We start from the raw sequence: 12,270 nt of genomic DNA, 5'->3' as shown, positions 1-12,270 counted from the left end.
TTAAAGAATGAAGGCTCACAACCTAAGGAGTCTGCTATGAAAATCGTCATTATTGGTGCCAGCGGTACGGTCGGTCGCGCAGTAACAGAAGAGTTGGGTCGTCGTCACGAGGTGATCCGCGTCGGCCGCACGCAGGGCGACTATCAGGTGGATATCACCTCGCAGGCGAGCGTGCAGGCGATGTTTGAGAAAATCGGCCCGGTGGATGCCATTGTGTCCGCCAGCGGCGGCCTGCACTTTGGCCCGCTCGCGACCATGAAAGACAGTGACTTCAATCAGGGCCTGCAGGATAAACTGCTCGGGCAGGTGCGTCTGGCGCTGACCGGCCAGCATTATCTGAACGAAGGCGGCTCGATCACGCTGATAAGCGGAATTGTGGCGCACGAGCCGATTGCGCAGGGCGTAAATGCCACCACGGTAAATGCGGCGCTGGAAGGGTTTGTCCGCGCCGCAGCCTGCGAACTGCCGCGTGGGATCCGCATCAACCTGATTAGCCCAACGGTACTCACCGAATCCGTCGAAACGTACGACGGCTTCTTCCCAGGCTTTGAGAGCGTTCCCGCCGCGACCGTGGCGCAGGCCTACCGCCGCAGCGTGGAAGGCGTGCAGAGCGGGCGGGTGTATAAGGTGGGTTATTAAGCCTTACGGGCGGCGATCAGCACCAGCATCGGGCGCTCTGCCTCTTCGGCCAGTGCGGGCCAGGCGTCAATCTGCGCCTGCGCTGGCCCCCACTCATTGACTTCGCTTATCGTTAATCCGGCCTTGATCAGCGCGTTAAGCGTGGTGCCCAGCGTGCGGTGGTATTTAACCACTCCGTCCGCCAGCCAGTTGCTGACGCGCTTGCCTTCGTCCTGATAATGGTTCACGCCCCAGAACCGCTCGCCGCTGTCGTCAGTCAGCCAGCCCTGACGGGTGGCGCAGGTGTATATCGGGTGCTCCATCGAAAAGACCAGGCTGCCGCCGGGTTTGAGCGCGCGCTGAACCCTGGCGAATAACGTATCCAGCTCCGGCAGGTAGTGCAGCGCCAGCGAACTATAGACCAGATCGAGGCTGTTCTCGTTGAGCTTGAGAGATTCCAGATCGCTACGCTGATAGTGAATCTGTGGGTCAGCGGTAAGCTCCGCTGCGCGGGCGAGCATCTTTTCGGAGATATCGACCCCCGTGACGTCAGTAGCGCCCAGCTCGCGCGCCGCGCGGCAGAACCAGCCATAGCCGCAGCCGAGATCGACAACCGATTTGCCGGTTAAATCCGGCAGCATGGCCTTAAGCGCAGGCCACTCCGGCGCACCGTCCAGACCCTGTACCGAGCGTGGAAGCTGGGCGTAGCCTTGGAAAAATGCCGGATTGTCGTAGATGTTTTGTGCCATGGCAGATCCCTCTTTAAGAATGTGCATAGCAGTATACTGCATTGTCGGGTGGCGGCTTCGCCTTACCCGACCTACAAAATCTCCGAACCGTAGGCCGGGTAAGCGCAGCGCCACCCGGCACCACATTAGTCTACCGAGCCCCAGACCAGATTGCCCTTATGGAACGTTGCGGTGCGCGGAGAAATGCGCGCCACGGCCTCGGCGGAGCAGGAGGCCTCCACCAGCACAAAGCTGGCGTCGTCCTGCGCTTTTGGCCACACGCGCTCGCCTTTGTCGTTTAGCGGCAGCACGTCGCCGGTGGCGATACCGAGCGCGCGGGAGAGCGTCTGCTCGTTGGGGCGGATGTAGAGCTGAGCGTAAAGATTCGCTTTTTCCAGCATGTCTCCCAGACCGTACGGCGACCAGTGGTCGATCACGCTGTCGGTCCCCGTCATCACAAACACGCCTTTCTCACGCAGCTGCTTCAGCGGCATATGCAGGGTGCCAATCGGCACGGTGGAGGCGATGATCACCTGCTGCGCCGCCATGCGGGTGGCGATCTCATCCACCTGCTGCTCGTTGAGCGTCGCCAGCGCGAAGGCGTGGCTGATGGTCAGCTTGCCCTTCAGCTCCGGCGTTTTCTCCACGGTTTCGACCATGTAATTCACCGCCGCCACGCCTGCCGGGCTGGTTTCGTGCAGGTGAATGTCCACCCCTTTGTCGTAATCCAGCGCAATCTGGAACATGGTATCGAGGGATTTCTCCATGGCGCCGTCGACGTTGGTTGGGTCCAGCCCGCCCACGTAGTGCGCCCCCGCCTGCATCGCCTCGCGCATCAGCTTTTCGGAATTCGACAGCAGCAGACCGTGCTGCGGGAAGGCGACGATTTCGCAGTCAAAACCAGCTTTGCGGCGCGCCAGCACCGCCTGCAAATTTTCCAGGTTTTTCAGGCCGGAAACCGGTTCTATGTTGCAGTGGCTGCGGGCGATGGTGGAGCCTTTCGACTGGATCAGGTCGATCAGCTTTTCCGCACGTTCCTGGGTGTAGGGCTGTAGCTCCGGCAGCAGCTTCTGCTCAAGGCGGATCATGTCCTGAATGGTGGTACCCGCCGGACGGTTCAGGGCGCGCCACGGGCCGCCGTAAAAGGTTTTATCGAGGTGGATGTGCATGTCGCGCATCGCCGGGAGCATCAGCTTGCCGCCCGCATCATAGTGCGGCAGCGTGGCGTCGGCGTGGCTGTTGTTATCGCGCAGGGCGACAATTTTTCCGTCCTTAATCTCCAGCGTTTTCAGCTCGGTGCGAGTGCCTGTTGCCACGCTGCCGTCGAAATTAAACCCGGCTTCGAGCAGCACGTTGTCCAGATAGTAATGTTTCGCAGTGATGTTCATCGGTTTACCGGTCTCGCAGGCGGGTTTTGCGGTATCCGCAGCATACGCGACGGATCCGCTCGCGCCAAACAGCGCACAGGCGGTGACCATTTTACCGCTCTGGCTGATGAACTCGCGGCGGCTTTTATTTTCACTCATCTTATTTTCCTTCATTAACAATATGGGTGCCGGTTTCCCCGCGCAGCGCGGCGGGCAGGCAGTCCGGCGAGGTGATGATCACCCGCCTGCCGCCGTGGTGTAAAAACTCCAGCGAAGCGACGATTTTGGGGAGCATGCTGCCCGCCGGGAAGTGGCCTTCCTCCCTGTAGCGCGTCATCTGCGCCACATTGACGGTGTCCAGCGCCTGCTGGTCTGGCTTGCCGAAGTTAACGCACACCTTTTCCACGCCGGTGGTGATCACCAGCACGTCGGCACCGATCTCGCGCGCCAGCAGCGCGGTGGAGAGATCTTTATCAATCACCGCGTCGACGCTCTGGTAATCCCCCTGCTCACCGCGCACGACCGGGATCCCGCCGCCGCCCGCGCCGATCACCACGTATCCTTTTTGCGTCAGCGTCTTAATGGCATCCGCCTCGACAATCCGCAGCGGCTGGGGTGAAGCCACCACGCGGCGATAGCCACGACCGGAGTCCTCAACAAAACGCCAGTCCGGGTGTGTGCGCTGCAGCTCATCGCGCTGCGCCTCGCTGAAAAACGCGCCGATCGGTTTCGTTGGATGCGTAAAGCCGGGATCGTTTTTATCCACCTCCACCTGCGTGACGACCGTGACCGCTTTTTGCTCCCCGCGTGCGGCCAGGCAATTGTTGAGCGCCTGCTGGATCAGGTAGCCGATGCCGCCCTGGGTATCGGCGACGCAGTTCGCCAGCGGCGTTAACGGCAGTCCTTCCCGCTCGTGGGCGATTTCGGCGCGGCGCAGATCCAGCCCCACCTGGGGGCCGTTGCCGTGGGTGAGCACGATGTCATAGTCGGATGCCAGCATCTCCAGCACCGACTCTGCCACCGCTTTTACCGCCTGCACCTGATGCTCAACCGACTGGCTGGCGTTGTCTTTGATAATGCTATTGCCGCCAATGGCGACGACCATAAGCTCTTTCATTTTGTTTCCTTTAGAAGGTGCGTTCTGGTGCCCTCACCCCGGCCCTCTCCCACAGGGAGAGGGGGATTAACAGAGATATCCAGCACATGCTTCACCACAAACATGCCGCCCATCATCAGATACGCGGTGACGAACATCAGCGAACTGCCTTCGGCGAAGCCCACCACCGGGGCGTGGATCACGCCGAACAGCGCCAGCAACGCACCGACGGCCGCCGCAACAGCACCCCGCAGCGGTTTGTTGATGATGGCAAAGATGGCGATACAGCCCCACAGCATGCTGGCAAGCGGTGCGCCGTTCCCCAGATGGACTAATCCCTCGTAGTAGATCCCTTTGCTGTGCAGCACGTCCGTACCGATTTTGGCCGCGCTGGTGCCCGCCGCGCCCATCACGCTGTTCATCATGGTCAGCGCCCAGTTGGCGATCCACGGGAACAGACAGATAAAGATCACGGGCACTTCCACTTTGGGCGTTTCCCTTACCACCTGGTTGGCGGTGACGACGCCGATAAACACCAGAATCGGCACGATGGCAGTCATCGGAATGATGGCGAGCATAAAGGCCCCCAGCCCGAACAGCGGCACGATGAACATGGTCACGCCGGAAGCCAGCGTATAGCCGATGCTCGCACCCATCGCTTTCCAGCCAGGGTGGCCGACGTAGACCGTCACCGGGAACGGGTTACCCATCAGGCAGCCGAGCATGGAGGCCAGACCGTTCGCCAGCATCACCTTACGCGTCGGGTACGCATCCCCCGCCGCATGGGCGCTTTCGATGTTCTCCAGGTCAAAGATGTAGTTTGCCAGCCCCAGCGGTACGGCAGACGCCAGATACGGCAGCGCGTGCGGCAGCCCCTGCAGGAAGCCTTCCACGTGCACCTGCGGCGGGTTAAAGCCGAATGATGACATGGACGCTTTAATCGCTTCCGGGCTTTGCAGGCCGGAGATCCACGCCAGTGCGGTACCGGCGATCAGCAGCAGCAGGCCGGTCGGGATACGGGCGAAAATCGGCTTTTTGCCAAACCAGTTAATGAAGATCAGCAGCAGCACGATAAATGACACGGTCGGCGCTTCGAACGCCTGGAGCATCGGGTTCATCGCCAGCAGCAGCAGGCCAAGGCCAGAGAGGCACGACAGCAGCACGGTACGCGGGATCATCTTGCGGATGGTTTCACCGAGGAACGAACCGCCTGCGAGGATCATCGCTTCCACGAAGCACCACACCAGGCCAATCTGGATCGCGAACTCCGCGTCACCCGTTTGCTGATAAACCGGCATCAGCACCAGGAAGGTCACGGTAAAAATTGACGGTGCGCTCGGGCCAGACGGCAGCGCGGTCACATCCGTACGACCGGTGGCGCGCGCCATCTGCATGCCGAACCAGGCGTAGCAAATACTCGCGACCAGCACCGCCAGCCCGAAGGCCGGTGCGATGCGTCCATAAACAATCTCCTTCGGGATGCCGACGACAAAAATGAGCAGCCCCATCATGGTCAGCAAATTGGTCAGGTTGTTGGTCATCAACCCGAAATAGGCCGCCCAGTCACCTCTTTTCCACTCCAGTTTCATGTTTTTCATGGATGCTTGCCTTATAAAAAGTAGCGATCGCGGAAGGTCAACAGCGCCTTTTCAAAACAGCTAAACGGCGGGTGAACGATGCCCGCCCCAATCATGCCAATGCCCGCGTCTTTATGGGCAATGGCGGTATTAATGACCGGCAGAATGCCGCTGCCTGCGACTTTGGTGATGTCGATGGCGGTCGGAATACCCATAAACGAGAGCAGCGGAATGGTGACGTTTGGGTTTTCGCCGAGGGTGATTTCACGCATCTGACGGGAGAAGTCGATGGCTTCCTCCACCGTGCCGCCCACCAGGGCAACAATCGCCGGGGCCGTCGCCATCGCAAAGCCGCCGATGCCGTAGGTTTCGGTGATGGCGCTGTCGCCGATGTCCAGCCCGGAGTCTTCCGGTTTATAACCTGCGAACATCGGGCCAATCACCTGCTGCGCCGGGCCGGTGAACCACTGCCCTGGCAGGCCGGAGATGCGCAGGCCGAACTCGTAGCCGTTACGCGCCATGGTGGTGACGACGGTGCTGTATTCAATGCCGTGAGCAGCGTCCAGCGCGGCCTTACACATCGCCATCCACGTCGGGCCGGAGAAGTAGTCGCTGCTGGCGACAAACTCGAAGACCGCGCGCTGCTGCTCTACCGGATAGCCCGCCTGAATCAGCCCCGGCGTCAGCGCCTGAATAAGCAGCGTGGTGCCCGCGTTGTTGCGGTTATGGCACTCGTCGCCCATGTGCAGCGCCTGGGCCAGCATCAGGCGAAGATCGATTTCACCGATGATGTTCATCGCATCGCGCAGCATCGGGCCGAGGACGTCGCGCATCCAGTTCAGGCGGTCGATCACGCTCTGGTCATTGGCCCCCATACGCAGGATCTTCGCCATCTGCTCGCTGAGGTTGGTGAAGGCGCGGTTGCCGTAGGTTTTGTTTTCAACGATGTGCATAAACATCGAGGCGGAGGTGACGCCCGCCATCGAGCCTACGCAGTCGTGCTCGTGGCACGGCGAAAAGGTGATCTCCCCTGAAGCTGCCAGCTTTGCCGCGTCATCCAGATCTTTCGCCAGCCCTTCAAACACCAGCGCCCCGGTGACCGCGCCCTTCATCGCCCCGCACATGTTTTCCCAGGAGACGGGCGGACCGGCGTGCAGAATGGTGGTGCGGGTCATGCCCGGCACAACGTTAATGGCCTGGTCATAGCCCACCAGCACCGGATGAGACTGAATAATGCGCTCAAGGGCGATTTGGTTAGCGGCGGCGATTTTCTCCGCCAGCGGTTTTTCCGCCAGCTGATCGAGCGCTTCAACGACCTGCATATTGCCCTGCCCCGGCGGCGTCCACTCGAGTCGGGTGACGGGAACGTGCTGCTTTTTGAGATCGTCGCTGAACATCGCAATGCCGACGTTAATCACGTTCAGCGGCTGGTTGAATAAGGTCGTCATTATGCTTTCTCCCCTTTGCAGACAAATTCACGTGCCAGTAATCCGGTGTTGGTGCTGCTGCTGGCCCAGATAACGCCAGCGTCGGTCAGCAGCTGACACTGCTGTGCCAGCGACTGGGGATCCTGGTCGGTACCGAGCACGTATCCGAGGATCTCAAGCGGACGACGATCGGCCTTCGCGATGGCCTGCGCCTCTTTGATAGCGTCGATCATCACTCCCACCGGGTCGTCGTGCGCGCCGAAGCCCAGCACGAAGTCCATCACGATGACGCCTACGTCCGGATCGCGAGCCTCCTGCAGCAGTCGGCTGATGCGGTTGGTCGGGTCGATCATCGGGTGCGGCTTGCCGTTGGTGAAATCGTCGTCGCCAAAGTCGAGGAAGGTGTGGGCTTTACTGACGTTGATATCTGTCAGACGTTTCGTGGGATCCGGCTGGATATGGCTGTAGACGTCATCGAATTTCTCCAGCGCCGCGAACATGGCTTCGTCGCACAGGGTGCCGCCGCAGAACAGGCCGCGAATATACTTCTGCTGCGGGGTCAGGCGGGCGCGCACCTCTTCAATCAATGGCCAGTTAAGCGGATGCAGATCAAGGGTCTCTTTTTTGATGCCGGTAAGCAGCACGGCTTTCAGGGCCGCCTCTTTGGTGCCACGCGCAAACTGCAGCCCGTCTTCATCGGCGGGCGGTTCATTGCGGCCAAGGAAGCAGACAACCACAGGCTTACGGCAGGCGCGGGCGCGTGCCAGCACTTTCTCCGCCACCGCAGGGGCCGATGGCTTCGAGATCAGCGCAATCACCTGGGTACCCTCGTCGGCCTCCAGCATCTCAATGGCGTCGAGCATCATCAGGCCACCGATCTTCTCGCTGAGATCGCGCCCGCCGGTGCCAATCAGCTGCGACACGCCGCCGCCGAATTCGTGAATGCGCACGCTCAGCTCCTGGCTACCGGTGCCGGAAGCGCCGACGATGCCAATCGGCCCGCGACGTACCGCGTTGGCAAAGCACAATCCCGCGCCGTTAATAATGGCGGTGCCACAGTCCGGCCCCATCATCAGCAGCCCTTTCTGGTGCGCGAGCTGTTTCAGCGCCAGCTCGTCGTCGAGCGACACGTTATCGGAGAAGAGCATCACGTTGAGATTGTTTTCCAGCGCCTGGCGCGCTTCACGGGCGGCGAAGGTGCCGTTGACGGAAATCACCGCAAGGTTTGCGTCAGGCCGATGGGTTTTGGCGCTGGCAATCGTGGCGTAGCGCGCCTCATGGGAGCCTGCGCTCTCTTTACGCGTGAACAGCGCTTCGATGGCCGCCAGCGTTTCATCATTCGCCGCGTCACCTTTAATAACGATCATCAGGTCGCCGTTTTTGGCTTCCGCTAATTCTGGCGTTAATAGCCCGAGGTTTTTTAATACGCCTTTATTCATTTCCGTCGCCATGGCGACAAACGCCTGCTCGACGCCCGGCAATTTATTGGCTTTGGTGGAAACGGACATTAATGAAACCGAATCGAAATACGTGTTCTTTTTTATGACGATTTTCGTTGGCATTATTTGCACCTGTTTGCGGATAAAAGGGGGCCGCCGTCGTGCAAAATGCACGTCGGTAAAAATGCGTTTTAATTAGCGGCCAGCCGGAAAAGGCTGGCCGAATACGTTATGCGCCCGCCGCCAGCAGCAGGTCTGCTATCGCATCGAAGCCTTTTTCCCGCGCCAGTTCGAGCGGGGTTTTGCCGTATTTGTCGGTCATGTGCGGGTTCGCACCGTGATCCAGCAACAGCTTGACGATCTCCTGCTGCTTCGCGCCGCCATCGTTAAGCACGATCGCTTCCAGCAGCGGCGTCCAGCCAACAAAGTTGGTGTGGTTGACGTTGATATCGGTTTTTTCCAGCAGCTCGCGCACGATCTCCACGTGTCCTTTTTCACTGGCTGGCGTAATACCCACGCCGCCAAAACGCGTCAGGCGGTCGAGATCCGGATTTGCCGGAAGGACAAGGCGCAGCAGGGTGATATCGTTGGTCAGGCAGCTAATCAGGAAGGGGTTAAAGCAGGTCTGATCCTGTTTATCAATATCCGCCCCGGCGGCAATTAATAACTCTACACAGGCATAATGTTTTTTCAGGCTCGCAATAATAACGGCGGTTCTTTTCTGGCGGTTGGAGGCGTTAATATCCACACCTTTCTCCAGGCAGGCTTTTAGCGCATCGCTATTGCCCTCTTCTGCCGCCAGCAGAAATTCAGTAACGAGTTCAGTTGCAGACATATTCAGACTCCTGATGTTTTTATTTCTGTTGACCTGAGAATAGCAACAGCCTGGTCATAAAAGAATCCGCTTAAAAATGATTCATCGACAGTCAATTCATTGTTGAGGTAAATTCAACAAACCGGTCAAAACGTGCGTCTGTGCAACCTTTTTCTTATGTTTCCCGGCGTTTTAGCGCTCGAGACAGCATTATGCTTATGCCTGATGAAGCCTTACTGCGTGCGGCTTTCGACAAAGAGTCAGAACTGTGATCGGCTTCAAATGCGTTGTAACAACGCTGTTAAAATATGTTCAAAACTGATGGCTGAAGGGAGTGAGATATGAATTCCATCTTTACTGAAGAGAACCTGCTGGCCTTTACTACCGCCGCACGCTTCGGCAGCTTCAGCAAAGCCGCCGCCGAGCTGGGTGTGACGACCTCCGCCATCAGTTACACCATTAAGCGCATGGAGACCGGACTGGACGTGGTGCTGTTTGTCCGCAGCACGCGCAGCATCGAGCTGACCGAGTCCGGGTTTTACTTTTATCGTAAGGCCACCGACCTGCTTAACGACTTCCACGCCATCAAGCGCGGAATAGATACCATTTCTCAGGGTATTGAGGCGCGGGTGCGTATCTGTATTAATCAGCTTTTATACACGCCGCGCCACACCGCCAGGCTGCTGCAGGTGTTGAAAAAACAGTTTCCGACCTGTCAGATCACCGTCACCACCGAGGTGTACAACGGCGTCTGGGACTCCATCATCAACAACCAGGCCAATATCGCGATTGGCGCACCGGACACCCTGCTCGACGGCGGCGGGATTGATTACACCGAGATCGGCGCCATCCGCTGGGTCTTTGCCATCGCGCCGGAACACCCGCTGGCGTTCACTCCGGAACCGATAGCGGAGAGCCAGCTACGCCTGTATCCCAACATCATGGTGGAAGATACCGCGCACACCATTAACAAAAAGGTCGGCTGGCTGCTGCACGGGCAGGAGGCGATTCTGGTGCCGGACTTTAACACCAAATGTCAGTGTCAGATCCTGGGCGAAGGGATAGGTTTTTTACCGGAGTATATGACCCGCGAGGCGGTAGACGCGGGGCTGCTGGTCACCCGACGTATTAATAACCCGCGTCAGGACTCACGTATGCTGCTCGCCACGCAACATGCCGCTACCGGCCAGGTCACGCGGTGGATCAAACAGCAGTTTGGCCCTGCGGGGGTGCTGACCCACATCTATAGCGATCTCCTGTGGCGCGAGGCCACAAATTAGTTTAGAGTTTACTTAATTAAGAAAACGCTAAACTATCATGACCGAACTTGAACAGCTTCAGGCCAGCGCCGAGCAGGCCGCCACACTCTTAAAAGCGATGAGCAACCCGCGCCGACTGCTGATCCTCTGCACCCTGTGCGGAGCGCCCGGCACCAGCGCGGGGGAACTGGCGCGAGCCACGGGGCTGAGCCCTTCCGCCACGTCACAACATCTGGCGCGCATGCGTGAGGAAGGGCTTATCGACAGCACCCGCGACGCGCAGCGTATTCTCTATTCCATTAAAAACGATGCGGTACATCAGCTGATCAGCACCCTGAAAACCCTTTATTGCCCGTAAGGAGCCGCCATGTCACTTCCCCTTCTTTCACCGCGCCAGGCCAATGCCCGCGTCGCTGAAGGCGCAAAACTGATTGATATTCGTGATGCCGATGAGTACGCCCGCGAGCATATTCCCGCCGCGCGGTCCGTGCCGCTGGATACCTTACCCGGCGATCTTAACGTGCAGGCGGGGGATACGGTGATTTTTCACTGCCAGTCCGGCGCCCGGACATCGGGGAATGCCGACCGCCTTGCTCAGGCCGCCGCGCCCGCTCAGGCATTTGTGGTCGAAGGTGGCATTCAGGGCTGGAAGCAGGCCGGGCTGCCGACCGTCGAAGACAAATCCCAGCCGCTGCCGCTGATGCGTCAGGTGCAAATAGCCGCCGGACTGTTGATACTCTGCGGCGTGGTGCTGGGGTATAGCGTCTCCAGCGGCTTTTTCCTGCTCAGCGGGTTTGCGGGAGCCGGGCTGCTGTTCGCCGGTGTGACGGGCTTTTGCGGCATGGCGAGACTGCTCAAGGTAATGCCCTGGAACCGGCGTACCTCATAAGCAGTAATCGGTGAAATACGCTGTACCCGGCGTCATGCGTGGGCTAAGGTGAAGATCGCTAAAACGATGAGGAGGTAATATGTTTTCTGTCGGTGATTTTGTGCAACCGCGTAAAGGCGGCCCGAAACTGAAAGTGCTCGAAGTGAACGGTGACAGCATTGTGGCGGTCCAGGCCAGCAATGAGCAAGGCGAAAAATATACCCTGAAAGCCGCCGATCTGGCGCCATATACCGAAGAAGGCGATTTCGGCGTCTGCTGAACAGCCAGCCGGGCGGCGTGTTCCGCCCGGCTCACCGGTTAGATCAGAAAATCATCCAGTGATTTACCGTTTGCCAGCGCGCTGGCAATAGGCTTCGGCGTGCGGCCCTGGCCGGTCCACGTTTTCTCTTCACCGTTCTGGTCAATAAAACGATATTTTGCTTCACGCGGCTTACGCTTTTTCGCTGGCTTACCCGCCTGCGCCGGTTCAGAGCCCAGCAGGTCAGTCGGCGAAATACCATCGGCTTTCATCAGTTCCAGCAGGGCATTAATTTTTTCCTGCTGCTCAGCACGCTGCTGCTCTAATTCCGCCAGCTCACTCCGTTTCTCTTCAGTAACGACCCTGACCTTTTCCAGCGTTTCCTCAAGAACGTCCAGGGTTAATTCACGCGCCATGGCGCGCAGAGTTCGGATATTATTAAGATTCTGTAACGTCAAAGACATATTATTTGAAAACCTTCTCTTTAGGGTAAATAGATAAATCGTCGACAGAATAATTCATTTCCATAGAAATATCTACCCGCGAGGCCGTCCTGTCAGAAGCGTAAATATTTTTAAATATCACCGTTAATATTATCTTATAACGCAGGTGGGATACGAACAGATTCAATCTTCACATCAATATAAATGGTCAACTTTAATCCAAATTTCAGCATCCTCCGCTACTGACAAGAGAGCCGATTCCCGGTTCGACGCTATAAAAATCAACCGTTTGATTTACATGAAAAAATCATCAAACGAGACAGATTATAACGAGCCGGACAAAAAACAACCAACTTTAGAGAATTTTGTGGACAA

At 58.2% G+C, this 12,270-nt stretch carries 13 protein-coding genes; 5 read left to right on the top strand and 8 right to left on the bottom strand.

Annotated elements, in window-relative coordinates:
- Positions 1 to 36 precede the first annotated feature (36 nt).
- On the top strand, positions 37 to 639 hold the full coding sequence (locus FU672_RS22610; RefSeq protein ID WP_148244904.1) for a short chain dehydrogenase: 603 nt from the start codon (positions 37 to 39) through the stop codon (positions 637 to 639).
- Here FU672_RS22610 and FU672_RS22605 read toward each other — a convergent pair.
- The 7 genes from FU672_RS22605 to FU672_RS22575 all read right to left on the bottom strand — a co-directional run bounded on the left by FU672_RS22605 (position 636) and on the right by FU672_RS22575 (position 9,087).
- Positions 636 to 1,367, bottom strand: a complete 732-nt coding sequence (locus FU672_RS22605; protein ID WP_148244903.1) for a class I SAM-dependent methyltransferase — start codon at positions 1,365 to 1,367, stop codon at positions 636 to 638. The two genes, FU672_RS22610 and FU672_RS22605, sit on opposite strands and share 4 nt — an antisense overlap.
- Before the next feature lie 125 nt (positions 1,368 to 1,492).
- Positions 1,493 to 2,872 carry an amidohydrolase family protein gene (locus tag FU672_RS22600; RefSeq protein WP_148244902.1) on the bottom strand — a complete coding sequence of 460 codons (1,380 nt, stop codon included), beginning with the start codon at positions 2,870 to 2,872 and terminating at the stop codon, positions 1,493 to 1,495.
- Between the two features lies 1 nt (position 2,873).
- On the bottom strand, positions 2,874 to 3,830 hold the full coding sequence (locus FU672_RS22595) for a carbamate kinase family protein (RefSeq protein ID WP_148244901.1): 957 nt from the start codon (positions 3,828 to 3,830) through the stop codon (positions 2,874 to 2,876).
- Positions 3,827 to 5,407, bottom strand: a complete 1,581-nt coding sequence (locus FU672_RS22590) for a xanthine permease (RefSeq protein WP_148244900.1) — start codon at positions 5,405 to 5,407, stop codon at positions 3,827 to 3,829. Before FU672_RS22590 ends, FU672_RS22595 begins: the two co-directional genes overlap by 4 nt.
- An 11-nt stretch (positions 5,408 to 5,418) precedes the next feature.
- Complete coding sequence (locus FU672_RS22585; protein ID WP_187360843.1) at positions 5,419 to 6,834, bottom strand: YlbE family protein; 1,416 nt, start codon at positions 6,832 to 6,834, stop codon at positions 5,419 to 5,421.
- Positions 6,834 to 8,375: an acyl-CoA synthetase FdrA gene (fdrA, locus tag FU672_RS22580; protein ID WP_148244898.1), complete on the bottom strand. Its 1,542-nt coding sequence runs from the start codon at positions 8,373 to 8,375 to the stop codon at positions 6,834 to 6,836. Before fdrA ends, FU672_RS22585 begins: the two co-directional genes overlap by 1 nt.
- Before the next feature lie 106 nt (positions 8,376 to 8,481).
- Positions 8,482 to 9,087: an ankyrin repeat domain-containing protein gene (locus FU672_RS22575; protein ID WP_148244897.1), complete on the bottom strand. Its 606-nt coding sequence runs from the start codon at positions 9,085 to 9,087 to the stop codon at positions 8,482 to 8,484.
- Between the two features lie 320 nt (positions 9,088 to 9,407).
- On the opposite strand from FU672_RS22575, the gene FU672_RS22570 reads away from it, so the two are divergent.
- The 4 genes from FU672_RS22570 to FU672_RS22555 all read left to right on the top strand — a co-directional run bounded on the left by FU672_RS22570 (position 9,408) and on the right by FU672_RS22555 (position 11,473).
- Positions 9,408 to 10,346: a LysR substrate-binding domain-containing protein gene (locus tag FU672_RS22570; protein WP_148244896.1), complete on the top strand. Its 939-nt coding sequence runs from the start codon at positions 9,408 to 9,410 to the stop codon at positions 10,344 to 10,346.
- 37 nt (positions 10,347 to 10,383) lie between these two features.
- Positions 10,384 to 10,683, top strand: coding sequence for an ArsR/SmtB family transcription factor (locus FU672_RS22565; RefSeq protein WP_148244895.1), 300 nt, complete (start codon positions 10,384 to 10,386; stop codon positions 10,681 to 10,683).
- Between the two features lie 9 nt (positions 10,684 to 10,692).
- Entirely contained in the window at positions 10,693 to 11,214 is a 522-nt protein-coding gene (locus tag FU672_RS22560) for a rhodanese family protein (RefSeq protein ID WP_148244894.1), read from the top strand.
- Between the two features lie 79 nt (positions 11,215 to 11,293).
- Positions 11,294 to 11,473, top strand: coding sequence for a GDFGVC terminal motif YodC-like protein (locus tag FU672_RS22555; RefSeq protein ID WP_148244893.1), 180 nt, complete (start codon positions 11,294 to 11,296; stop codon positions 11,471 to 11,473).
- A 38-nt stretch (positions 11,474 to 11,511) separates the two neighbouring features.
- On the opposite strand, the gene stpA is transcribed toward FU672_RS22555, so the two are convergent.
- Complete coding sequence (gene stpA, locus FU672_RS22550) at positions 11,512 to 11,916, bottom strand: DNA-binding protein StpA (protein ID WP_148244892.1); 405 nt, start codon at positions 11,914 to 11,916, stop codon at positions 11,512 to 11,514.
- Positions 11,917 to 12,270: the final 354 nt, after the last annotated feature.

Source organism: Enterobacter asburiae, assembly GCF_008080435.1.
Lineage (GTDB): Bacteria > Pseudomonadota > Gammaproteobacteria > Enterobacterales > Enterobacteriaceae > Enterobacter > Enterobacter asburiae_C.
Note: the sequence above shows the minus strand (reverse complement) of the source record. Positions and strands in the feature narration are given on the sequence as shown.